Raw genomic sequence first — 22,298 nt, forward strand, 5'->3', positions numbered from 1 at the left:
TCTCGATTGCCTGGCTGGTTCGTCAGCGCACTGTCCGTTCCGCGCGAAGAAGGTTTCGTGGAAGTTGACGGCGTGCGCATGCACTATTTTCGTTGGGGGAATCCAACGGCACCACCGATACTGATGACCCACGGCTTCCTGTCGCATGCGCGCTGCTTCGCATTCGTGGCGCCGTTCTTCGCCGAGGATTACCACATTGTCGCCTACGACCTATCAGGTATGGGCGACAGCGAACCGCGCGAGAAGTGCGACATGGCCGCCCGCGGATGCGAGATGATCGGGGTCGCGGAAGCGCTGGATCTTTTTGCCCATCGCTGCAAGCCGATCATTGTCGCGCACAGCTTCGGCTCCGCAGTGGCTCTCGAGGCGCTTTCGCTCGCACCCGACGCGTTCTCCGGCGCGGTGATTTGCGATCTGATGGTGCTGCGCCCGTCGCAGCTCGATGCGTTCTGGGGGACAGGCCGCGCCGGTCCGGGATCCGGCGATCCCGACCGGCCCCATCGCCGTTATCCCGATTACGCAAGCGCGCGCGAACGATATGTCCTGTCGCCGCCGCAGCCCGTTACCGAAGCGTTCCTGATGGATTACATGGCCTACCACTCGCTCCGCCGCGAAGGCGATGCATGGACCTGGAAGTTTTCGCCCTCGGTGTTCGGGCCCGAAGAAGCGCACGGCGAGTGGCGCGAGATGGGACACCGGCTCGTCACTGCGCCGGGCCGCAAAGCCGTAATACACGGCGAGCAAAGCCTTCTCTTTACGAAGGACTCGGGTGACTACATTCGCGAGCTTGGCGGCGCCGATATTCCTTTGATCGCCGTGCCCGAGGCTCGCCATCATTTGATGCTCGATCAGCCGCTGGCGTTCGTCGCCGCTCTGCGGGCCTTGCTCGCTGTTTGGCGTCTCAACCCGGTTAAACGTCCCTGTTGAAGGTTCCGCGGATGAACGTTCAAGCACAGCGGATAAGGTGCTTAACATCAACAAGCGCCCATTTAGCAGAAGCAATTGATAGCGGTTCTTGAAGTGCAGGCGATTCATACGCTTTCGGGCTGAAGCCAAGTCACGATTAGCGACCGGCAGTGTGCTGCTGCTACCGTGCCGCGCGGCGTCGTTTAACTAGCGTGCAGCCTGCAAGTGCTTCGGCTTGATCGATGAGCGCACGGACGGTGGACTGTGACAGTCGGTACCGGCGCGCCACAATCGACACTGCCCGCGCAGGCCAGAGCTATCACCAGAGTATGGAGATCGGGTCCATAGGTTCGTTGCGCCTGGTTCATTGCGCTGAGGGTGGCTTCAGCCACCCGGCGGGGCGGGTGATACTTCCTGCAGCCCACCGCCCAGCGCGACGAACTCGGCCGCACGTAGCGCCAGCAACGCTGCCGCCCTACCAGCGCGTCGGACACTTCGCGGAAGGCCTCCTGGACAGTGCGTTGGTAGGCTGCGGTCAGTTCGTCGGCGACCGCGCGGCTGATTTGGACCTGCGCCTCGCGCCGCCCCCAGTCGAAGATCGGCAGGTTGAGCGCACCGCCGAACGACCGCTCTGGCTGTCGCCCTGCACCAGATCGCCCAGCACCGGCGATGCGAAGCCCAGGCTGCCGGTCAGCGAGATATTGGGAAAGAATGCCGCGCGCGCCGCGCCGATATCGGCATTGGCGGCGCGCAATTGGTATTCGGCAGCGATGATGTCGGGGCGGTTCGTCAGCAGGTGCGAGGGCAGGTCCGCGTCGATCGCCGCGAACTGACCGGGCATCGGCAAGCGGGAGACCTTCGGGAAGGTCGCCGGCAATCGGACCGCCGGTCAGCACCGTCAGCAGGTTGCGCGACTGATCGGTGGTCCGCCGCAACTCGGCGATCTCCGTCTCGGCCTGCGTCAGCAGCAACGCCACCAACGCTCCTGCTTTTAGAATCAGCAAGCGGGTTAGCTATAGTGGGACCAGCGACTAGCCGAGCGATCACGAAACCCAGCGATACAGCACGGAAGCTCGGCTGGAGTCCAAACGAACTGAACCGAGGCAACGCTTGATGCCACCATCCGCAATGAGCGACATATATGACTCAGATAACTCCGCGCCTGAGCATGGTTCCTCCAAGAGACAGTTGTGTCGGATTCAAGTGCGATCCGTAACTTGCTCGACATCAGGAAAACATTTCTTGGAGCATCAAGGGGAGTGTCGGTCGGGGATCAGCGATCATGTCTCTACCCATAATGACAGCCCAGTAAGTCTCTGTTCCGCCGGCGAGGCGCCATGTCTGAATGCGTTTCGTATAGATGTTAAGTTCATGTTCGCTGCTGATGCCGATAGCCCCGTGCACAGCGTGCGCCGTCCTGACAAGCACAGACGCGGTTCGCGAAGCCACGATCTTGGACCAAGCGGCGGCGATCTGGCTTGGCCAATGATCTTGGCTTGAGGCCGTCTCACAGGCCATGCGTGCCGCCACAACATGCTCCGCTGCGACGGCCAGATTCTGCTGCAGCGCCTGCTGCTGCGCGATGGATTTGCCGAACTGCACTCGGTGCAGAGCGTAATCGACGCTCATCTGCAAGACCGTATCGCTCGCACCCACAATCAGAGCAGCGAAGAGCACTGCCCCCGCGGTGCTTAGAGGCTCCGCCGCTTCTTCCACACCCGACCGTTCTTTGCCCGTGATAATTTCATGCGGGCCCGCATAGTTGTTCGCGTCGGCATAGTTCGCGTCCTTGATGCAACTCAGTTCCAGCTCGCCCCTTTTCTCTGTCAGAATATATTCAGCGTGCTGTGCGCCCGGCAGCACCAGTGAAGGGAGGCCGAGTACGATCGGACCGGATGGACAAGTTCGTCCTGATTTCGCCAGAACGGCGCGTGCGATCATCGTCTCGCCGATCGGGAGTGGCACCGCCCGTCGTCCCATGGCTAGGAACAGCGGCATGGTCTCGGCAAAGGAGAGACCGGCCCCACCTTCGGCTTCCGGCACCAAAGCATCAAGAAACCCTGAGACTTCGAGCGTTTCCCAAATACCGGATTTTGCGGAACCTTCCTCGATGCTCCTGATTGCCGGGCCGTCGAACAGGTTAGAAATCATTCGGTCGAACATGTCAGGAAGACTGGCGTCGTGCATCACCGCAAATGCATCCCGCGCGCAATGATCCCGCGCAAGATTTCGCGCGTGCCGCCTCTCAGCGAGAAGCTCGGGCAAATCATCTCCAAATAGGCCAGCGCCCGGTAGAGCTCCGGCTCCACGTGCTCCTCCGGGTGGGAAGCTAGATCGTCGCCGACTATGCGAGGGATGTCCTGTTCGAAAGCCGTGCCGAGGTCCTTTACCATGCACGCTTCGACCTCCGGGCTTTCGCCCGCCGCCAGCTGCGCGGTGCAAGCTAGCGACATGGCGCGGAGGCTAGCCATCCGGGCGAGCAGACATCCTAGTATTTGCGCGGTCGTATCGTCTGTCCGGCCCGCCTTATGCAGATGTCGACGCCAGCCGTCGAGTAGAACCATGGAGGAATAAATTCGTTCGGGACCGCTTCTCTCGTAAGCGAGTTCGGCTACGACCTGCTGCCAGCCCATTCCTTCCTCGCCAATTAGCGCGTCGGGGCCGAGTTCGACATTGTCGAAGAAGACTTCTGCGAAATGGTCGTCCCCGGCGAGATCGCGAATGGGTCGGATGTCGACACCCGGGAGCCTCAGGTCTACTATCACTTGCGACAAGCCCCTGTGCCGATCTTCTGACTGGCCGGACGTCCGAACGAGGGCAATCATGTAGTGCGATCGAGCTGCGTTGCTGGTCCAGATTTTCTGGCCATTTAGGCGCCATCCCTTCCCGGCCGCCTCGGCTGTGGTGCGGACCGCCGCGAGGTCCGAGCCCGCATCCGGTTCACTCATGCCGATGCAAAAGAATGTCTCACCACGACAAATCCCGGGAATATAACGCCGGCGTTGCTCTGGAGTACCGAACTTGATCAAGAGCGGAGCGCTCTGACGCTCGGCGATCCAGTGAGCCGCCACTGGTGCGCCCGCCGAGAGAAGCTCTTCGACTACGACGTAACGTGCGAAAGGGCCACGACCTGCGCCCCCATATTCAACAGGCAACATCAGGCCGATAAGTCCGGCGTTTCCCAGCTTCCGGCTAAATTGAGCATCGAAACCCGTCCATGAGCGAGCTCTGATTTCGAGCGGTGTCCCAGCCACTGCCGCAGCAGCAATTTTGGCCGCCAGCGCGCGGAGGCTTTCATCCGCCGCGGGAACCTCGGCATAGGAAAACGCGGCGAACATGGGGTGGTACTTCCTTCAGGTGCCTGTCCTCAGGAGTCGGCTCTTTAGCATGGCACTACCTCAAAAAGTCAACACTCGGTAAAAAAGAGGCTGCTCCATCTGCGGCTGGATCAGAGATGTGCGGCGACTTGACAAAAAATGCCATGCGTAGGATCTTACGCCAAGATTGGCGCTTTCGGGCCGCCGGAGGGCATGCTTAAACGTGAACGGAGATATAATCTTCGGCCCCCGAGACGTGGCCACTCCCTGCGACCCGATTGGGCTCTGACGGAGGTGATGTACGCCGGCTCGTCCGCAAAAACCAGCTCGACGAGAGGATGGTGCGTTTTGCTGCACAATAACCCTATTTTGAGCATGGCAATGCACGATTGGTTTCTTTGGGAGCCACAGCCACTTTGCGTTGCCGAGGATTGACTGGCACTTTGCCTAGGCCAAGAAGGGTGTACCTCATTTGCATATAGAGCTAACTTCGGAAGAGTACGCGTTCCGCCAAGATGTTCTTGATTTTCTTGAACGGCACCTGACCAATGCGGTGCGGCGGGCGAGTCGGCTTTCTACAGGCGTATTCGTCGATCCACCGTGGGCGAGCGAATGGCATCGAGCGCTCTACGAAAAGGGCTGGATCACCTATGCCTGGCCGAAAGAATATGGCGGGTGCGGCTGGTCCTCGGTGCAGCGCTACATCTACGAAAGCGAGGCGGCTCGCAGCCGGGCGCCGGCAGTCTCGCCGATGGGAGTCAATCTGGTGGGTCCGGTGATCTGCGAATTCGGGTCCGACTGGCAGAAGGAATTTTACCTACCACGCATCCGGTCAGGCGAGGATTATTGGTGCCAAGGATTCTCAGAACCGGGTGCGGGTTCCGACCTCTCTAGTCTCAAGACGCGGGCGGTGCGCGATGGTGACGATTACGTTGTCTCGGGCGACAAGATTTGGACCACTCACGCCCATTTTGCTAACATGATGTTCGCCTTGGTTCGCACCTCGCAGGAGGAAAAGCAGCAGAACGGAATCAGCTTTCTCTTAATCGACATGAGTTCGCGCGGCGTCACGGTGAAACCGATCATCACGATCGCGGGCGACCATGAGGTAAACCAAGTCTTTCTGGACGACGTACGCGTGCCGGTCCGGAATCTCGTCGGAGACGAAGGGAAGGGATGGGCTTACGCGAAATATCTGCTCGAGTTCGAGCGCGGAGGTGGAGCGCCATCGACCCGCTGTCGGGTGGCGCTTGAAGGATACAAGACGATCCTGCGCAACGAACCAGGCGACATACCAGGCAGGCAGTTGATCCACGAAAAGGACATTCAGCTTCGCCTCGGCCAGTTGGAAGCCCAGGTGATTGCTCTCGAAACCCTTGACATGCGGCAGGTCTCCCGACGGCAGGCCGGTGCCAGACCGGGCACGACTGCTTCGATCGTAAAGACATTGGGATCGGAATTGCTTCAGGCGATCGAGAAGGCGTCTCTGGACGCAATGGGATCCCGTGGCCTTCCGGCGTTAAAGCTCCAGGGACCGGATTTTCTCGTGGCACCCGAGGCACCCGTGCCCGAACACGGGTGGGCCGTCGCTGGGCGACATCTAAATGGACTTGCCGCGACGATATTTGGCGGAGCGTCGGAAATCCAACGCGAGATCATCGCCAAGGAACTGACTTGACCAACCGCGCACCGGTCGCGGGCAGCGGGGGTCTGGCGCGGCGGCAGTCCCGCCAAATTGAGACAGGGTCGTTTCAGGTAGCTTCGAGTTGGGCCAGCTTCAGCGCATGCGATCTTTTGTTTCCATAGCTTTCCAGCAGGACAAGGGCGCGCTTGTAGCAATGGGAAAGCTCGTATTCATCGGTGAGTCCGATCGCGCCGTGTAGCTGGATGGACTGCTTGCCGATGAAACCGAAGGCATCTGCCATCGTGACCTTCGCAGCGGAAAGCTGGCTGATGGCCTGCTTGGTCTCTACCGCGTAAAGACCAAGCCCTGCGACGACGCTCTGCGCCAGTTCGTAATGCATCACCATTTCCGCGAGGCGATGGCGCACGACCTGATTGGCGGCGAGGGGCTTGCCGAACTGGATGCGGTTGTTCGTGTGTTCGACTGTCAGGTCGACCATGCGGCGGAGGATCCCGAGGCATTCGGCCACCGCCGCATGCGCGCCGGTGCGATAAATTCCTGCAATGGCATCACTTGCATTTTGGCTGACCACGATCGAGCCAGCAGCCAATTGGACATTATCGAACTCGATGTCGGCTGCTGGCGTTCCGTCGATGAGCCGGTGATTATTGATGCCGACGCCCGGTGCGTCGGCCGGAACCAGCAGCAGGACGGCGGGCAGCTGTCCGCCTTCATCCTCTGGCGCCGCGCTCACGAGAAACAGGTCGGCCGATGGGTAGGTGACGAAGGACTTGGTCCCGACAAGAATGAGCCCCTCTTCGTTGGAACTGGCTCGGAACCGCGCGGTGTCGCAGTATTGGTTCTCGCCGTCGCCGGTGATGGCGACGGCGACCGTCCTCCTACCAGAAATCATGCCTCCCGCCAGGGACCGCGCGAGATTGCGGTCGTCAAACCAGTTTAGTGCGACTGCGGGTATGGCAACATTCTGTGCAAATGGCTCTAACGCCAAGTGATAGCCGATTTCCTCCTGAATAATCGCAACTTCTTTCGCCGTGCCTCCCAGTCCACCCAGATCGGTGGAGAACGGCAATGCCAGTACGCCCAATTCTGCCAACCCAGTCCAGTTCGACAGATCGTAGCCGCACTGCTGGCCCAGATAGAGTGTGCGCTTCTGAACCGAGCATCGGTCCGCGAGGAAGTTGCTTATGGTATCGCGATACAGAGCCTGCTCATTGCTCAGATCAAAGTTCATAGCGCTTCCAAAAAGACAATGATGAGTAGGTTTGGATGACGCCAATTGGAGGGATTGGCAAGGCTCGCAGATTCCCCTGCTGAATGGGGTCGAGATTTCCTGGACAGGTGCAGGGGTTGGGCACACATCAGGCATTCCAGAGGCGCCGAACCTTCGAGCGCAAAAAATATATAACGATGCATAGTTTTAGCTTGGAGGGATGCATAGTTCACGCTAAGATTTGACTGCAGTTTGCGGGGGGCCGGCGAAGATCGGTCCAGCGGCGGGAGGACGGGATGAAAGCGCTAGAGCCGATCTCGATCGCTGGGGTCGTGGTTCCAAACAGGGTAGTGCGTACCGCGCACTCGACACACTTCGGGGCCGGCGGAATCGACGCAAGCCTGATCGACTACCACGTTGAACGCGCCCGCGGCGGCGTGGGCCTAACTATTCTCGAAATCGCCGGCGTACACCCGACTTGCCCCTCGTCTATCTGCAATTTCGATGATTCCATTATCGATGGCTATGCCCAGCTGATGGCGGCCGTGCGCCCCCACGGCATGCGCATGTTCCAGCAGTTGTGGCACGCCGGGCACAATGGCGTACCGCTCGGCGGCGGAACGCCCTGGTCCTCTTGCGATTTGCCCAGTCCGGTTCTCGGCGTGGTGCCGATCGCCATGAGCAAGGCTCAGATCGACGAGGTGGTGGCGGCTTTCGCGGCTGCGGCCAGGCGTTGCAAGGAGGGCGGGATCGACGGCGTCGAATTGCACGCCTCGCACGGCTATCTGCCGCAACAGTTCATGTCGCGGATGCTCAACCGCCGCGAGGACGAATATGGCGGCAGCTTCGAGAACCGGATGCGCTTCACCGTCGAAGTGCTTTCTGCGATCCGCGAGGAGGTCGGTTCCGATTATCCGGTGGGGGTGCGGTTGAGCCCCGAAATCGTCGAAGGCGGGATGACCCCCGAAGAAACGGCGCAAGCGGCTAGGTATCTCGAGGAGCGGGGCCTCATCGATTTTCTTGATGTTTCGATGGGAGGCTATTTCGCTTTTCCCAACATGATCGGAGGGATGTTCGAGCCTGCCGGCTACGAATTGCCAACCAGTGCTCCCGTGACAGCGGCAGTCAAAGTTCCCCGCATCGTGACTGGAAGGTTTCGCACGCTGGAAGAGGTCAGTCAGGTCATTTCGGAGGGGACAGCCGATCTTGTCGGCATGACCCGCGCGCACATCGCCGACGCCGCGATAGTGCGCAAGACGCGTGAAGGCAGGCAGGCGGAAATCCGTCCTTGCATCGCCTGCAACCAAGGCTGCGTCGGAATGCTTCTGGGCCCGGAGCGCCGGATGGGATGCACTGTCAATCCTTACATAGGTCGGGAGGGCGAGCTACACGACGAAAAGCTGCCACAGCCAGACCGGAGGCGCAGGGTTCTGCTGAACCCGCTGATGCAAGTTTTAGCCTCGGTGGCGAGTGTTTGAGCCGATCGAAAGAGGATTGCAATGAATTCAGCTATTGCAAGCGCGGAACCGTTCAAGTTTGACTTCACCGATCCGCAAGTCATGGAATGCCCTTATCCGCTCTACGAGCAGTTGCGCGGGCATGCTCCGGCTCACTTTGTGGAGGGTGCGGGTTTCTGGATCATCTCGCGGTACGACGATTGTCTGGCAGCAATCCGGAACCCCAAGGTTTTTTCAAGCAAGATGGGGTTCCGGCCGGGCGCCGTCCCCGATGAAGTGATGCGAATCTACACCGAGGAAGGATTCGGCGACTTGCCAGATACGCTGGTCAGCAACGACCCCCCCTCGCACACTCGTTATCGAAAGCTAGTCGATCGTACCTTCACCGCCGGCCGGGTCCGCCAGATGGAAGAGTATATGGTCGAAGTCGTCAGGGAACTGATCGACAACTTCATCGAGGACGGGCGCCTGAAGGTGATGCACGACTTCGCCATTCCCGTACCCATGTTCGTCATAGCCGACCAGCTTGGCGTCCCGCGCAGCCATCGCGACAAGTTCAAGGAGTGGTCGGACGCGGCCGTCGCCCCGCTCGGCCTATTGATTTCCACCGAGCGCAAAATCGAATGCGCAAAGCTCGCCGTCGAGATGCAGCACTATTTTGTCGAAGTATTCGCCGATCGCCGGAAAAGCCCTCGCGACGACATCATTTCCGACCTCGTAACGAAGGACGTTGACGGAGCGCCGCTGGACACGCCTGAACTGCTCTCGATCCTCAATCAGTTGCTCGTCGCCGGCAACGAGACGACCACCAGCGCCATCGGCGCCTCGGTCATCCGGCTCGCCCAGGAACCCGAACTGGTCGAGCGGCTCGTTAGAGAGCCGGGCAAATGCGACAATTTCGCAGAAGAGATCCTGCGTCACGAATCTCCTGTCCAAGGCCTTTTCCGGATGACGATGGAGGATGTCCAGATCGGTGGAACGACCATTCCGAAAGGCAGCTTGGTCAACTTGCGCTACGGCTCGGCGAACCGCGATGAGCGAAGGTTCGAGTGCCCGGCTGATTTCGACGTCGACCGCAAGAATTCCTCGTCGCATCTCGCCTTCGGGGCCGGCATCCACCACTGCATCGGTGCGCAGCTGGCGCGGCGCGAGATCGCGATCGCGGTCCGAGAAATGACGGCCCGGCTGAAGGACATTCGTCTGGTTGATCCGGATAAGCTCTCGCACACGCCGAGCGTGATCCTACGCGGCCTCAATGAATTCGAGATCGAGTTTTCGAAGCGTTGAGGAAGGAGGGGAGGCAGCATGGCGTTTGATTACGATGTCATAATTGTCGGTGGCGGTGGGGCCGGCATGGCGGCCGCCATCACCGCCCATGATTGCGGCGCGCGCGTGGCGCTCCTGGAAGCGGCGGATCAGTTGGGTGGATCGACGGCGCTTTCAGGAGGCGTGGTCTACGGTGCGCCGACGAGTGTCCAGCGCGCAGCCGGTGTCGAAGGCGACAGCGTCTGCGCGATGTACGAATATTACATGACGCTCAACCAGCACAAGGTAGAGCCGGCGATTGTGCGGCGGCTGTGCGAAATGTCTGGGCCGGCGATCGAGTGGCTGATCCAACTCGGCGTGACCTTCGCTCCCGCCGACCTCTATGCCTCGGGCGTGGAAAGTGTCGCGCGCGGCCACAAGGCAACCGGCAACGGCGCTGCCATCGCGGAGGTTCTGGACCGCGAGGTCAGCCGCCGCGACATCGACGTGTCGCGCGGCTGCCGGGTGACCGCCCTGCATGCCGACGAAAACGGCGCCGTGCGCGGCGTGGTGCTGGATGGCGCCACCGTAAGCGCGCGCAATGTGATCATCGCCACCGGCGGCTTTGGCCATAACAAGCTGCTGCTGAACCGCCATTATCCCGAAGCTGCCCGGCACGGCGACTGGACCTGGGCGATCACCGCCAAGACCTGCACAGGCGATGGCCTGCTGATGGGACAGGCCGTGGGCGGCGATATTGCGGGCCACGATCGCGGCCTGCTCCTGACCACGCCCGGCTTCTACCGCGACCTCGAAGTCTTCGTCCCTGGCTGGCTGGTCTACGTTAACCGGGAAGGGCGCCGGTTCATCGACGAGACAACTGAATATGCGGTGATGTCCGGGGTGGTGAAGGATCAGCTCGGCGGTTCGGTGTTTGCGATCTTCGACGAGAACGCGCGCGCCAACGCCGAACCCGAGCCGCGCTACGCTGCAGCGCATAATGCCGGCCTCATCACCCTCAATTGGGTGATCGACAAGATCGACGAACAGATCGCCAAGGGCAAGGTGATCAAGGCCGATACGCTGGCTGAACTCGCCGATCGGGTGGGCATCGAGGGCAACGCGCTCCAGACAACGATCGCCCGCTACAATTCGGATTACGCGAAGGGCCAGGACAGCAAGTTCCGCAAGGATGCCAGCCTGATGAAGCCGGTCGCGCAGCCGCCTTTCTATGCTGCGGAAATCCGCCCGGCGATTGTCTGCCTCACGTCCACCGGCCTGCGCGTGGATGAGGACATGCGCGTTCTCGACAGCGCCGACCGACCCATTAGCGGCCTATTTTCAGCCGGCGAAGTGTCGGGCGGAGTGCTGGGCGACCGCTACATCGGAGGCGGCAACTCCATCGCCAATGCGATCGTCTTTGGCCGCGTGGCGGGCGAGCAGGCGGCGCGGGAGGCCGGGGCTACGGCAAACAGGGAACCAGCATGATGGCCGGCGATCTATCGCTTGAAGGCAAAGTGGCGCTCGTGACGGGAGCGGCGCGGGGAATCGGGCGCGAAATTGCCGATCGGATGGCCCAGCATGGCGCGCGCGTCGTCGTAACCGATGTCGAGCCCAAACTCGGCGGAACAGCCGCAGCCGCGATGAAAGGGGCCGTCTACCGCGATCTTGACGTGACCAGCCCCGATCAATGGAACGAGGTGATCGAAGCGCTGCGTGAGGAACACGGCCGCCTTGATGTCTTGGTCAACAACGCCGGCATCAGCCCCGCAGCCAACATCGAGCAGACCGATCTAGACCTGTGGCGTCGAGTGCAGTCCATCAATGTGGAGAGCGTATTTCTCGGATGCCGGACCGCTCTACCGTTGATGCGGGCCTCAGGGGATGGTGGCTCGATCATCAATCTCAGTTCCGTACAGGGCCTGCGGCCGGCGGCAGCGCTGGCCGCCTATTCGGCGTCCAAGGCCGCCGTGCGGGCCCTCACCAAATCGGTGGCGCTGCACGCGGCCAGCGATCGGATTCGCTGCAACTCGGTTCATCCAGGGGGGCATTCACACTCGGATGCTCGACGATTTCGCCGCCCTCACCGGCGACGCCGACGCCGCCCTTGCTCGGATGAATGCGGCGAACCCGCTAGGCCGGGTTGGCCGGCCCATCGATATCGCGAACGGGGTTCTGTACCTGGCGTCCGATCTGTCAGAATGGGTGACGGGCCTTGAACTCGTCATCGACGGGGGCTCGACCCTTTGATGCGCGGCACACGGGATCCTAGTGGCTGGCGAGTCTGGCGAAACCAGTACGAGATGGATGATCTCGTCCGACAAGACGTGTGGGAAAACCGCACGACTTGGCAGGATGCGGTTGCGAAGTCGGAAGCGGACCCCGGCGGCGTCGCGATCTGGTTCGATGATGGATCTGACCTGAAGTTTGGCGAAGCCGTAGATGAGGCGCGCCGGTTGGCCGTTTCGCTGGCTGAACTGGGCCTGCGCAAAGGCGATGTGGTCAGCGCCAACCTGCCGAACTGGCGGGAAATGGCGATCATCAACCTCGCTTGCTGTGCCCTCGGCCTGGTGATCAATCCGATTATTCCCATCTATCGCGATCATGAGGTGGGGTTTATCCTAAAGGACGCCGGATCGCGTGTGCTGTTCACGCCGGGCGTTGTGAGCAATTTCAACTATCCGGAAATGGCCCGGCGGCTCGCCCGCCAGACACCATCGCTGGAATGGCTAGTAACCGTGCGTCCTGGTGACGGGGAAACCCTGAATTCGAGCTACTCCGCCATGGTTGAGCAAGGCGATCCGGACCGCTTCCAGGCAGACCAAGTTGACCCCAACCATATCAAGCTGCTGATGTACACGTCTGGAACGACCGGCGTCCCGAAAGGCGTTCTGCACAGCCATAACACGCTGAGGCGTTCTGCGGCCAATTCCGCTGAAGCACGCGGGGTGGGCGAGGGCGATATCACACTCATGGCTTCGCCGGTCACGCATGTGACCGGATACTCCTCTCTGGAACAGGCGTTCAGTTCGCCGATCAAGACAGCGCTGATGTCTCGGTGGGACAAGGTTACGGCGGTCGATTTCATCGAGCGGACCGGCGCGACTCTCACGGTCGGGGCGACGCCCTTCCTTAAGGAGCTGGTGGATGAAGCGCAGGCACGCGGCACTGGTCTGTCGAGCCTGCGCCAGTTTGCTTGCGGCGGAGCCGAGGTGCCGCCGCAGCTGATCGCGCGTGCACACGATGTCCTGGAGAATTGCCGGTGCTTCCGCGTGTATGGCAGCACTGAAGTGCCGTTGGTGACCCAGGGCTTTCAGAAGAAGGAAGACGCGAGGCTGGCCGCTGAAACGGATGGCCGCATCTATAACTATGATGTGCGCATCGTCGATTCTGAAGGCTGCGATGTGGCTCCGGGTAACGAAGGTGAGATCCTCGCGCGGGGTCCATCCATGTTCCTGGGCTATACTGACTGGGAAGAGACCGAGAAAGCTGTCGATCAGGACGGCTACTTCCACTCGGGAGACCTAGTCCGTGCGGGTCCCCAATGCAGCATCGTGGTGACCGGCAGGCTGAAGGACCTTATCATTCGCGGTGGCGAGAACCTCAGTGCGAAGGAAATTGAGGACGTGCTCCATCGCCATCCTGCCATTCAGGAAGCTGCGGTTGTCGCCATGCCCCACCCAAGGCTGGGGGAAGGGGTATGCGCATGGCTGATACTCCATGACCACCGCCAGCGGCTGGGAGCCGAAGAACTGAGGCGGTTTCTCCATGAACAGGGTCTCTCCCCCCAAAAGAGCCCGGAAAGCATACACATAGTCGACCATTTCCCCCGCACCGCATCCGGAAAAATTCAGAAGAACATCTTGCGGCGAAAAACTCGGGAAAGATTAATGATATCAGGGAGAGCTTAAAATGCCAAAAAAACACCTGTTCCTTTCCAGCTGCGCGGTCGGGCTTTTTGCATCTAGCGTAATGCCTTCGCAAGCCAGCGCGCAGGATCCAGTCAAAGTGGCGTCCGAACGGGCAATGGACGAGGATGATGGCGCCATCATTGTCACGGCGCGCCGGCGCGACGAAGCATTACAGGATGTGCCGATCTCGATCACGTCCATTGGCGGCGAGTCGCTCGAGAAGTCCCAGATCTCAAAACCGGAAGCATTGGCGGCCCGCGTTCCGACACTGAACATCGCAGTCGGTGGATCGGGTTCGGGCGGGCAACTCAGCTTGCGCGGTATTGGATCCTCCAACGTATCTGCTGCGTTCGACAGCGCCGTAGCGCTGGACTTCGACGGGATTGTGGTGAGTTCCATGCGCTTGGTTCAAGCCGGCTTCTTCGATGTCGCCCAGATCGACGTACTCAAAGGCCCGCAGTCCCTTTATTTCGGGAAGAGCGCGACTGCGGGCGTCGTTTCCATCCGATCCGCAGATCCGACCTCCTCATTCGAGGCGGGACTGCGCGGGTCTTACGAGTTCGAAGAGAAGGGTTACACTGCCGAAGGCTATGTTTCCGGCCCCATCAGCGATTCGCTCGGCTATCGGATCGCGGTTCGCTACAACAAGGTCGACGAACTCTATTTCAACGCTGCGCCCAATGTCGCCAATCCTTATCGCGGAGAGGAAAACCTCAACATTCGCGGGACGCTGGAATTTGAGCCCAGCGACAGCTTCAAATTCAATATCAAGGCGAATTACGTCGGCCATAGAAATGACGGGGAGGTGCGCCATACCCAGATTTTCTGCGGTCCAAACGGTGTTGCCGATCCGCTGGTACTGCTGGGCGGAGCGGTGGTCGTCCCCGCGGGCTATGACTGCAATGCCTTTGACAACACGTTCTGGCTCCCCGATTCCGCCCCTCAATTGAGCCGGAAGGGGCCTCCGGGGATGGACAACAACGGAGGAGTGCCGTTCAACGAAACGGATATTTACTTGTTGCGCGCCCGCGCGGACATCGGATTGAGCGACAGCCTGTCGCTCGCGCTGGTGACGGGCTACTTCGACTTCGAGTCGCGAGGTCAGGATTTCTACGGTTACGGCGGCGTATTCGGCGTTGGTACCGACCTCAACCACAATCGCACTGAACAGTTCACGCAGGAGGTCCGATTTTCCAGCGACAACGATGGGCCGCTGAACTGGCTGTTAGGCGGCTTTTACGAGCGACGTTCCATTTTGTTCGAAGCCGCCCAAAACGCCGTCAACATCTCGTTCTTGGCTCCAGACCCGGTTACAGGGTCTACATTCGACTGGCGGCGACTTCACTTCACCAAGACCGATGCCTTCTCGTTATTCGGTAATCTCCTGGTCGAGCCTACCGACCGCATCGAGCTTTCGGCTGGCGTGCGATACACCAAGGAGGAGAAAGTCAACCGGATTGAAGTGCCCTACGTTCACGCGGTGCTGTCACGGCCCCCGTTCAACTTCCTTCGAAGCGGTTTTCAATCGCCACAAATTCGTTTCGACGACGAGAACTTCTCTCCCGAAATTTCTGTCAAGTACGAGGTATCCAACAACGCGCAGGTTTATGCGGTATACAAGAAGGGCTTCAAGTCCGGTGGTATCGACAACAGTGCTCTCCCTTCAAGCGGCTTGAGCGCCATCGTCGCATCGGGCGATTATTCGCGGTTGATGTTCGATTCGGAGACTGCTGAGGGGTTCGAGATCGGCCTGAAAAGCACGCTGGCACAGAATCGGCTTCGCCTCAATGTGTCGCTGTTTAACTACGTCTTCTCCGATCTGCAAATACAGAGCTTCGATCCAGTCGCGATCCAGTATTCCACTAGTAACGCGGGCGAATTGCGCTCTCGGGGGGGAGACATTGACCTGAGTTGGCGTGCGCCGGTCGATGGATTAACCTTGTCTGCTGCAGTGGCATACACCGATGCCGAGTTCACCGACACCTACATCTCCAATGCGGGGGTAGATCTGAACGGCAGGGCAGCACCGCGTGCACCGAAATGGTCTGGCAACGTTTCGTTTGATTGGAACCTCCCGGTGGGGGACAATCTGAAGCTTAGCCTGTTCGGGCTGGCTAACTACTCCGGATCCTACTTTGCTGATGCAACGACATTGAATGACTATGTTCAGAACGATTATGTGACATTGGATGCAAACATTTCGATCGGAGCTCCGGACGATCGGTGGCGCTTGTCGCTGATCGGCAACAATCTGACCGACAAGATTTACGTGAACCAGGCTTCCGGTCGGCCATTCCGACAGGCGCTCATCGGCGACGACCTCGCTCTGACGCAAAACAGGGGACGGCAGGTCTTCGTTGAACTGGCGTTCAAATACTGACGGGGAATACGGTCCATGATGTCGATGGAGTGGAACGATGGTTGAGACGCTAACAGGTACGAAGCGATCCCGGGGCCTGTCTTACCAGGAGCTTTTAGAGTCGGATTCCAAAGTTGTGCCAGCTTCGCTCAAGAAGGAATCCCTGCTCGATCATGCTCCGATCTCGGTCGGCGTGGACCGCTATTTTGCCCGTGAGTTCCACGATCTCGAGGTCGAGAAACTCTGGAGCCGCGTCTGGCAGCTTGCCTGTCACGAAGACGATATCCCGAGGGTGGGCGATGCGCTGAGCTACGATATCGCGTCGCGTTCCTACATAATTGTCAGGACGGGCGCGGACGAATTTTCGGCCTATCCAAATGCCTGCCGCCATCGCGGCCGACGGCTGATTGAAGGGTGCAAGAAGGGGCTTGGGGTGCTCCGCTGCCCGTTCCATGGCTGGTCGTGGCACCTGGATGGCAAGCTGAGGGAAGTCCCCTGCCACTGGGACTTCCCGGGCGTCAGCGAAGCATCTCACTCCTTGCCCAAGGTGAGTACCGGGCGTTGGGGTGGGTTCGTGTTCATAAACCCTGATCCCGACGCAGAGCCGCTTGAAGCGTTCCTCGGAGATATCGACGAGCACTGGACCACGCTTCCCTTCGAACGGCGCTACAAAGCGGTTCATGTCGCCAAGAAGCTGCCATGCAATTGGAAGATCGCGCAGGAAGCCTTCATGGAGTCCTATCACGTGGTTGCGACCCACCCGACGCTTCTTATGGAGATGGGTGATGCCAATTCGCAGTATGACAGCTTCGGCACCTTGTCGCGGGCGATTTCCCCTCAGGGAATAGCCAGCCCGCATGTCGGGGCTGAACTCGCCGGTGAACCACATAGCGACACCACCCCATTTACCGCTTTTCGTCACCCGATCACAGGCGACTATTATGAGCGGCTGGAAGAAGACCGCATCCGTCTGACCAGAAAGGACGGGCGGAGCGGCATCTTCAATTCAAGGGCGGAACCCCTCGAGGGCGAACTGCCAAACGCCGATCTGCACATTTGCAACTGGTTCGGCGGTAGGCTGACGCCGGACATGCAAGCCGCCAAGCATCTCTACGGTGCGTTGCCAGTCGCCGATGCAAGGGCGAGACGGGCCGCGGCACGGCGTGAGCAACTGCGCCCGCTGATGGGCGATGAGATCGATAATGTGTGCGACGCGGAACTTGTGGACTCCATCTATTACAGCATCTTTCCCAACATAAGTCCGTGGGGCTGCTTCAATCCGATCTTTTACCGCTTCCGCCCCGATGGCGACAACCCGGAACAGTGCATTCACGAAGTGATGTTCATGCTGCCGGTGCCCGCGGGCCAGGATCGTCCACCTCCCGCACAGATTCACTGGTTGGATATCGACGAGGATTACTTGGAAGCCCCGGAGCTCGGTAGCTTGGCCAAGGTATTCAACCAAGACCAGCTCAACCTGCGCGCGGTGCAGCAAGGCTTACGTAGTGTTCCAGAAGGCCGGATCACCCTGGCGGAGTATCAGGAAACGAAGATACGCCATTTTCATGCCAGTCTCGACGAATGGCTGGGCTTCTGAACCCGCGAGATTCGACCCACCGCCGAACAGCAGAATGCGAGGAGAGTTCATGAGCATGCCGGTGTCTCCGCCTTCCCTCGGGCCAGATTTGGCGCGGACGATTTATCGAAAGGCATACCTCATTAACCGAACGGACGAGCGGTTTCGGGCGATGCTAACGAATGGAGAGCTGGCGGTCGCCTACTATCCGGTCCGTGGGCAAGAGGTTATCGCCGCGGCCGCGATGGCCGCGCTGCGGCAGGACGACTACCTCGTGACAACCTATCGCGGTCTCCACGATGCGCTGGCTAAGGGTATCCCCTCGCGCTTGTTGTGGGCCGAGTTCGCCGGCAAGCGCACGGGTACCTGCAAGGGCAAGGGGGGGCCGATGCACATCACCCATCCCGAAACCGGCGTCATGGTGACCACGGGTATCGTCGGTTCGGGCCTCCCGATTGCCAATGGTCTCGCGATGGCGTCGCAAATCCGCGGCGAAAGCCGCGTGGCCGTGGCAAGCTTTGGCGATGGGGCGAGCAACATCGGCGCCTTTCACGAAGCGCTAAACATGGCCTCGGTGTGGAAGCTGCCGGTGATTTTTCTGTGCCAGAATAACCAGTACGCTGAGCACACCGCGTTGGCTGCCGGCACGTCGGTCTCCAGAATTTCCGATAGGGCGGTGGCGTATGGCATGCCGGGGATTTTCTGTGACGGGCTTGACCCTGCCAGCGTTTACGAAGCGATGAATGAGGCTGTCGGTCGTGCGCGCGCCGGCGGCGGGCCGACCCTGCTTGAAGCAGGCGCCTTCCGTCTCCTGGGGCATATATTCGGGGCAGACTACAGCTACGTGTCAAGGCAGGATCTCCACGCGGCAGAAGAACGAGCCAGTATGGCCAAGCTGCGGCAGTGGATGATTGAAAGGCAGGTACGCGAATCCGATCTCGAGCGGATCGAGAAAGAGGTAGATGCCGAAATCAACGACGCCGTGGCCTTCGCGCTCGATAGCGAGCCGCCCGACCCGGACGATATCCGGTTCGATATCTACGCGACGGAGCAGGCTGCATGAGCGAGAAGACCAGTTTCGCCCAAGCGCTGAACTCAGCGCTCGATCACGCCATGGCGGATGACGAGAACGTAATCATGCTCGGCGAGGATGTTGCCGACGAGCAGGGCGGCGGTGTATTCAAGGTCAGCAAGGGGTTGTCGCGGAAATACGGGACTAGCCGCGTGCGCTCCACTCCCATCTCGGAACAGGCCATCATTGGCGCGGCGGTCGGCGCGGCGATCACCGGCATGCGCCCAGTGGCCGAAATCATGCTGATGAACTTCATTACGGTCGCCATGGATCAACTGGTCAACCACGCTGCCAAACTGCGTTTCATGTCCGGCGGCCAGACCAGCGTGCCACTAGTGGTGCGCACGACGACCGGCGCGGGCGTGGGGTTTGGGGGCCAGCATTCGGATATGCTGGAAGCCTGGTTCGCCCATGTTCCCGGGATCAAGATTGCCACCGCGTCGAATCCGGCCGATGCCTACGGCCTGCTGCGATCGGCGATCGAGGACGAAGATCCGACTATCCTAATCGAGAACATCACGCATTACGGGATGACCGGACCCCCCGCCGAGCCGGGGTACCGCGTACCCTTGGGCAAGGCGGCGATCGTGCGGCGGGGCGATGACATCACGCTCGTCACTTATGGCCGCGGCGTCGGCGATTGCCTCAAGGCTGCCGGCCAACTTGCAGAGGACGGCATCGACGCCGAAGTGATCGATCTTCGCACCGTATCCCCGTGGGATCAGGAGGCCGTCCTTTCCTCAGTCGCCAGAACCAGGCGCGCGGTGATCGTTCACGAAGCGGTCCGCCCGTTCGGTGCGGGGGCTGAGATCTCTGCGCGCATCCACGAAGAACTTTTTGGCGATCTGGCGGGCCCCGTCCGGCGGGTTGCTTCCTACGCTTCTCCCGTTCCGTTTGCGAAATCGCTGGAGACCGCCTTCCTTTACAGCGTCGCGGACATCGTCCAGGCGGCGCGCGACACCACCGAAAAGAAAGCAGATCGATGAGCGTAGAAGTTCGCATCCCCAAGCTCGGGATGAGCATGGAAACCGCCACGGTCTCCGAATGGCACGTCAAGAACGGCGATCAGGTCACCAAGGGCGCGCCGCTGTATTCGGTGGAGACCGACAAAACGACGACCGAGGTTGAAGCGCCGGCGGACGGGCAGGTTGAGATCATCGGCGAACCGGATACCGAATATGAGGTCGGTGCGCTGATCGCGCGGATCACTTGAGGACCGGCACAGGAGGGCGGCATGCAGATGCGCAACCAGATTTTCGTTGGCGATCAGGGCGGCAAGGTCCACATCGTCGCGTTCAGGAACCGTGACACCGGCAAGATTGTCTTTCCCATGCCTCAAGGAGCGGGAGCGGCGGACCACGAACCGGTCGAGCTGCCGTCGAGCGGAACCTTGTGGACCTATACAATCCAGCGCATCCCGCCGAAGGATCCGCCTTTCGAGGGCATAAACAGCCCGGAGGGGTATCAGCCTTTCGCGGTCGGCTATGTCCGCCTCGGGGACGAGATTATGATAGAGGGCCGGATCGCGGGCCATGCTGAAGCTCTCCAGATCGGAATGTCGATGGACTGTGTGCCGATGTCGTTCCCCACCAAGGATGGGGCGGAAATGACGATTTACGCCTTCGTACCGGCCAACGGGAGCAGCAAGTCATGAATGATGTCTATGTGATCGGTGTCGGCGCACATCCCTTCGGCCGGCACGATGGCAAGACGGGCCTCGATCTCGGGGTCGATGCTACCAGACTGGCGCTCGAGGACGGGGGGATCGAATGGAACGACGTTCAGGCTGCCTTTGGCGGCTCGTCGGCGTCCGGCAATGCAGATGCGGTGCTGCCCCGCATGGGCCTGACCGGAATTCAGTTCATCAATGTCTCTAATGGTTGTGCCACCGGCGGATCGTCCGTCCTGTCTGCGTACTGGGCGATCAAGGCCGGGGAATTCGACACGGCCCTGGCGGTCGGGTTTGACAAGCATCCGCGCGGATCGTTCAATCCCGATCCTGACAGGTACGGTCTGCCGCAATGGTATGGCCAAATCGGTATGATGCTAACCACCCAGTTCTTCGCCATGAAGATCCAGCGCTACATGCACGATCACGGCATTTCCGCCCGGACGCTGGCGCGGGTCGCGGCTAAGGCGTTCGAGAACGGCGCGCGCACCCCCCATGCATGGCGTCGCACCCCTATGGATGCCGATGCCGTGCTGAATTCGCGCATGATCAGCGATCCGCTGACGCAATATATGTTCTGCAGCCCTTCGGAAGGGGGCGTAGCGCTGATCCTGGCGTCGGAGAAGAAGGCGCGCGAGCTGGGGCGCACGCATGTCAAGCTCCGGGCGGCCGCAATCAGGACCCGGCCGGAAAATAGTTTCGAGGTATTTTCCCCCTCGCTCTCGGTCGAACGCGGCGAAACGTCCACCGTGCTGGCGGCCCGGGCTGCATACGAGAATGCCGGCGTCGACCCTGAAGATATCGACGTCGCTCAGATACAGGATACCGAAAGCGGCGCGGAGATCATGCACATGGCCGAGAACGGCTTTTGCCGCGATGGGGAGCAGGAACAGTGGATTGCCGACGGATACACCGCGATTGGCGGGCAGTTGCCGATCAACACCGATGGCGGGTGCATCGCGTGTGGCGAGCCCATCGGTGCCTCCGGCTTGCGGCAAGTCTATGAAAATGTCCTCCAGCTCCGGGGGAAGGCGGACAATCGGCAGGTGGAAGGGGCCAGGCTGGCCTATTCCCAAGTGTATGGCGCACCTGGCCTGTCTGCGGTCGCCATCCTCGAGAGAGCGTAAACGGCACGTTGATCATTATGCGGCCAGAACCGCGTGGTCGCCGGTGCGAACGTGCCGGCTCGGATAGGGTGATCCGTTGAAAATCCAGAAGACTTACGACAGTCCCGGGATGGCCGAGCGTCGCCGGCGGATCCTTCACGAAACCCGCAAGCTCATCAATGAAGAGGGGCTGGAAGGGTTCAGCATACGCGAGCTGAGCAGGCGGGCAAATGTAGCTCCGAAGACGCTCTATAACGCCTATGGCGACCGCGACCGTTTGATCGGCGTGGCTATTCGCGAAGTGTACGATGCGGTTCGTCAGAACGTGAAGTTCAAGACGTCCGACAGAACGCTGCCGGGCCTGCTCGATCGCGCCATGATGCTGAACCGGGGCAATCTCAAAGCCCGCAATTATGCCAAGGCGGTGGCGACGATCTACTTTGCCCCGGGAACCGGTGCGGACTTGCGCCAGATCTTGCAGGAAATGGCTGTTGGCAACACCAGGGAGTGGCTGGAAGATCTCCGCGACGTGGGGCAGCTTCAAAACTGGGTCGACGTTGAACATCTGACGCGAAACATGGCAAACATGGAATATGGCCTGATCATGGACTGGGCCACTAGCAGGGTAGAGGACGCAGAATATCTGTTCCGTTTTGCGGAGATCGTGCTGCTCAGTGCGATGGCGGCTACGAGAGGGGAAGTCTATGAAACGGCGAGAGCGATGATGACTCGCATGGCGGAGACGGGCAAGGTTCCGGCATTTGAGAACCCGGTTATCAGGAATCTGGCCTACTCAGGCTTTTCCAGAGGCTCCTGAACGCCGGT

Annotated in this window: 20 protein-coding genes and 1 pseudogene; 16 read left to right on the top strand and 5 right to left on the bottom strand. The window is 60.3% G+C overall.

Annotation, left to right across the window (positions count from 1 at the left end; translation table 11 throughout):
- Nucleotides 1–6: 6 nt before the first annotated feature.
- The gene (locus HJG53_RS14225; RefSeq protein WP_254447793.1) at nt 7–927 is read left to right on the top strand and encodes an alpha/beta fold hydrolase; all 921 of its coding nucleotides are present in this window, start codon (nt 7–9) and stop codon (nt 925–927) included.
- 182 nt (nt 928–1,109) lie between these two features.
- Here the strand turns inward: HJG53_RS14225 and HJG53_RS18820 are convergent, their stop codons facing one another.
- The 4 genes from HJG53_RS18820 to HJG53_RS14240 form a co-directional block, all read right to left on the bottom strand.
- On the bottom strand, nt 1,110–1,511 hold the full coding sequence (locus HJG53_RS18820) for a hypothetical protein (RefSeq protein ID WP_254447810.1): 402 nt from the start codon (nt 1,509–1,511) through the stop codon (nt 1,110–1,112).
- Complete coding sequence (locus tag HJG53_RS18825; protein WP_254447794.1) at nt 1,442–1,747, bottom strand: TolC family protein; 306 nt, start codon at nt 1,745–1,747, stop codon at nt 1,442–1,444. The genes HJG53_RS18820 and HJG53_RS18825 overlap by 70 nt, the downstream gene beginning before the upstream one ends.
- Before the next feature lie 386 nt (nt 1,748–2,133).
- Entirely contained in the window at nt 2,134–3,093 is a 960-nt protein-coding gene (locus HJG53_RS14235; RefSeq protein WP_171131698.1) for an acyl-CoA dehydrogenase family protein, read from the bottom strand.
- Nucleotides 3,093–4,244: an acyl-CoA dehydrogenase family protein gene (locus tag HJG53_RS14240; RefSeq protein ID WP_171131700.1), complete on the bottom strand. Its 1,152-nt coding sequence runs from the start codon at nt 4,242–4,244 to the stop codon at nt 3,093–3,095. Before HJG53_RS14240 ends, HJG53_RS14235 begins: the two co-directional genes overlap by 1 nt.
- A gap of 451 nt (nt 4,245–4,695) precedes the next feature.
- Here HJG53_RS14240 and HJG53_RS14245 point away from each other — a divergent pair, with 451 nt between their 5' ends.
- The gene (locus tag HJG53_RS14245) at nt 4,696–5,901 is read left to right on the top strand and encodes an acyl-CoA dehydrogenase family protein (RefSeq protein WP_171131702.1); all 1,206 of its coding nucleotides are present in this window, start codon (nt 4,696–4,698) and stop codon (nt 5,899–5,901) included.
- A 73-nt stretch (nt 5,902–5,974) separates the two neighbouring features.
- On the opposite strand, the gene HJG53_RS14250 is transcribed toward HJG53_RS14245, so the two are convergent.
- Nucleotides 5,975–7,099: an acyl-CoA dehydrogenase family protein gene (locus HJG53_RS14250; protein ID WP_171131703.1), complete on the bottom strand. Its 1,125-nt coding sequence runs from the start codon at nt 7,097–7,099 to the stop codon at nt 5,975–5,977.
- A gap of 275 nt (nt 7,100–7,374) precedes the next feature.
- Between HJG53_RS14250 and HJG53_RS14255 the strand changes: the two genes are divergently transcribed.
- From HJG53_RS14255 to HJG53_RS14315, 14 genes and pseudogenes are all read left to right on the top strand, one after another.
- Nucleotides 7,375–8,556 (top strand): hypothetical protein, encoded by a 1,182-nt coding sequence (locus HJG53_RS14255; protein WP_171131705.1) that lies wholly within the window; start codon nt 7,375–7,377, stop codon nt 8,554–8,556.
- A gap of 21 nt (nt 8,557–8,577) precedes the next feature.
- The gene (locus HJG53_RS14260) at nt 8,578–9,822 is read left to right on the top strand and encodes a cytochrome P450 (RefSeq protein ID WP_171131707.1); all 1,245 of its coding nucleotides are present in this window, start codon (nt 8,578–8,580) and stop codon (nt 9,820–9,822) included.
- Between the two features lie 18 nt (nt 9,823–9,840).
- Nucleotides 9,841–11,268, top strand: a complete 1,428-nt coding sequence (locus HJG53_RS14265) for an FAD-dependent oxidoreductase (RefSeq protein ID WP_171131709.1) — start codon at nt 9,841–9,843, stop codon at nt 11,266–11,268.
- Nucleotides 11,269–11,351: 83 nt separating this feature from the next.
- Nucleotides 11,352–11,792: pseudogene (locus HJG53_RS18830) on the top strand (SDR family NAD(P)-dependent oxidoreductase); the annotation flags it as partial.
- A gap of 49 nt (nt 11,793–11,841) precedes the next feature.
- Nucleotides 11,842–12,030: an SDR family oxidoreductase gene (locus HJG53_RS18835; protein ID WP_254447795.1), complete on the top strand. Its 189-nt coding sequence runs from the start codon at nt 11,842–11,844 to the stop codon at nt 12,028–12,030.
- A 53-nt stretch (nt 12,031–12,083) separates the two neighbouring features.
- Nucleotides 12,084–13,691 carry an AMP-binding protein gene (locus HJG53_RS14275; protein ID WP_217352867.1) on the top strand — a complete coding sequence of 536 codons (1,608 nt, stop codon included), beginning with the start codon at nt 12,084–12,086 and terminating at the stop codon, nt 13,689–13,691.
- A 1-nt stretch (nt 13,692) separates the two neighbouring features.
- Nucleotides 13,693–16,071, top strand: coding sequence for a TonB-dependent receptor (locus HJG53_RS14280; protein ID WP_171131711.1), 2,379 nt, complete (start codon nt 13,693–13,695; stop codon nt 16,069–16,071).
- 37 nt (nt 16,072–16,108) lie between these two features.
- Nucleotides 16,109–17,647 carry an SRPBCC family protein gene (locus tag HJG53_RS14285; protein ID WP_171131713.1) on the top strand — a complete coding sequence of 513 codons (1,539 nt, stop codon included), beginning with the start codon at nt 16,109–16,111 and terminating at the stop codon, nt 17,645–17,647.
- A 49-nt stretch (nt 17,648–17,696) separates the two neighbouring features.
- Nucleotides 17,697–18,689: a thiamine pyrophosphate-dependent dehydrogenase E1 component subunit alpha gene (locus HJG53_RS14290; RefSeq protein WP_254447796.1), complete on the top strand. Its 993-nt coding sequence runs from the start codon at nt 17,697–17,699 to the stop codon at nt 18,687–18,689.
- The gene (locus HJG53_RS14295; RefSeq protein WP_171131717.1) at nt 18,686–19,684 is read left to right on the top strand and encodes an alpha-ketoacid dehydrogenase subunit beta; all 999 of its coding nucleotides are present in this window, start codon (nt 18,686–18,688) and stop codon (nt 19,682–19,684) included. Before HJG53_RS14290 ends, HJG53_RS14295 begins: the two co-directional genes overlap by 4 nt.
- Nucleotides 19,681–19,911 carry a biotin/lipoyl-containing protein gene (locus HJG53_RS14300; protein WP_171131719.1) on the top strand — a complete coding sequence of 77 codons (231 nt, stop codon included), beginning with the start codon at nt 19,681–19,683 and terminating at the stop codon, nt 19,909–19,911. The genes HJG53_RS14295 and HJG53_RS14300 overlap by 4 nt, the downstream gene beginning before the upstream one ends.
- A 21-nt stretch (nt 19,912–19,932) precedes the next feature.
- Nucleotides 19,933–20,352 carry a Zn-ribbon domain-containing OB-fold protein gene (locus HJG53_RS14305; RefSeq protein WP_171131721.1) on the top strand — a complete coding sequence of 140 codons (420 nt, stop codon included), beginning with the start codon at nt 19,933–19,935 and terminating at the stop codon, nt 20,350–20,352.
- Entirely contained in the window at nt 20,349–21,494 is a 1,146-nt protein-coding gene (locus HJG53_RS14310) for a thiolase family protein (protein ID WP_171131723.1), read from the top strand. The genes HJG53_RS14305 and HJG53_RS14310 overlap by 4 nt, the downstream gene beginning before the upstream one ends.
- A 76-nt stretch (nt 21,495–21,570) precedes the next feature.
- Nucleotides 21,571–22,290, top strand: coding sequence for a TetR/AcrR family transcriptional regulator (locus tag HJG53_RS14315; protein ID WP_171131725.1), 720 nt, complete (start codon nt 21,571–21,573; stop codon nt 22,288–22,290).
- The last annotated feature ends 8 nt before the right edge of the window (nt 22,291–22,298 follow it).

It is taken from the genome of Sphingomonas sp. ID1715 (genome assembly GCF_013044515.1).
In the GTDB taxonomy this organism is placed as follows: domain Bacteria; phylum Pseudomonadota; class Alphaproteobacteria; order Sphingomonadales; family Sphingomonadaceae; genus Sphingomonas_B.

Excerpts from the sequence above, each read along its gene's own strand:
- HJG53_RS18835 (WP_254447795.1), top strand. The coding sequence starts at position 11,842 with ATGCTCGACGATTTCGCCGCCCTCACCGGCGACGCCGACGCCGCCCTT.
- HJG53_RS14280 (WP_171131711.1), top strand. The coding sequence starts at position 13,693 with ATGCCAAAAAAACACCTGTTCCTTTCCAGCTGCGCGGTCGGGCTTTTT.
- HJG53_RS14275 (WP_217352867.1), top strand. The coding sequence starts at position 12,084 with ATGGATGATCTCGTCCGACAAGACGTGTGGGAAAACCGCACGACTTGG.
- HJG53_RS14310 (WP_171131723.1), top strand. The coding sequence starts at position 20,349 with ATGAATGATGTCTATGTGATCGGTGTCGGCGCACATCCCTTCGGCCGG.
- HJG53_RS14300 (WP_171131719.1), top strand. The coding sequence starts at position 19,681 with ATGAGCGTAGAAGTTCGCATCCCCAAGCTCGGGATGAGCATGGAAACC.
- HJG53_RS18825 (WP_254447794.1), bottom strand. The coding sequence starts at position 1,747 with ATGCCCGGTCAGTTCGCGGCGATCGACGCGGACCTGCCCTCGCACCTG.
- HJG53_RS14290 (WP_254447796.1), top strand. The coding sequence starts at position 17,697 with ATGAGCATGCCGGTGTCTCCGCCTTCCCTCGGGCCAGATTTGGCGCGG.
- HJG53_RS14250 (WP_171131703.1), bottom strand. The coding sequence starts at position 7,099 with ATGAACTTTGATCTGAGCAATGAGCAGGCTCTGTATCGCGATACCATA.
- HJG53_RS14285 (WP_171131713.1), top strand. The coding sequence starts at position 16,109 with ATGGTTGAGACGCTAACAGGTACGAAGCGATCCCGGGGCCTGTCTTAC.
- HJG53_RS14305 (WP_171131721.1), top strand. The coding sequence starts at position 19,933 with ATGCAGATGCGCAACCAGATTTTCGTTGGCGATCAGGGCGGCAAGGTC.
- HJG53_RS14255 (WP_171131705.1), top strand. The coding sequence starts at position 7,375 with ATGAAAGCGCTAGAGCCGATCTCGATCGCTGGGGTCGTGGTTCCAAAC.
- HJG53_RS14265 (WP_171131709.1), top strand. The coding sequence starts at position 9,841 with ATGGCGTTTGATTACGATGTCATAATTGTCGGTGGCGGTGGGGCCGGC.
- HJG53_RS14240 (WP_171131700.1), bottom strand. The coding sequence starts at position 4,244 with ATGTTCGCCGCGTTTTCCTATGCCGAGGTTCCCGCGGCGGATGAAAGC.
- HJG53_RS14295 (WP_171131717.1), top strand. The coding sequence starts at position 18,686 with ATGAGCGAGAAGACCAGTTTCGCCCAAGCGCTGAACTCAGCGCTCGAT.
- HJG53_RS14235 (WP_171131698.1), bottom strand. The coding sequence starts at position 3,093 with ATGCACGACGCCAGTCTTCCTGACATGTTCGACCGAATGATTTCTAAC.
- HJG53_RS14260 (WP_171131707.1), top strand. The coding sequence starts at position 8,578 with ATGAATTCAGCTATTGCAAGCGCGGAACCGTTCAAGTTTGACTTCACC.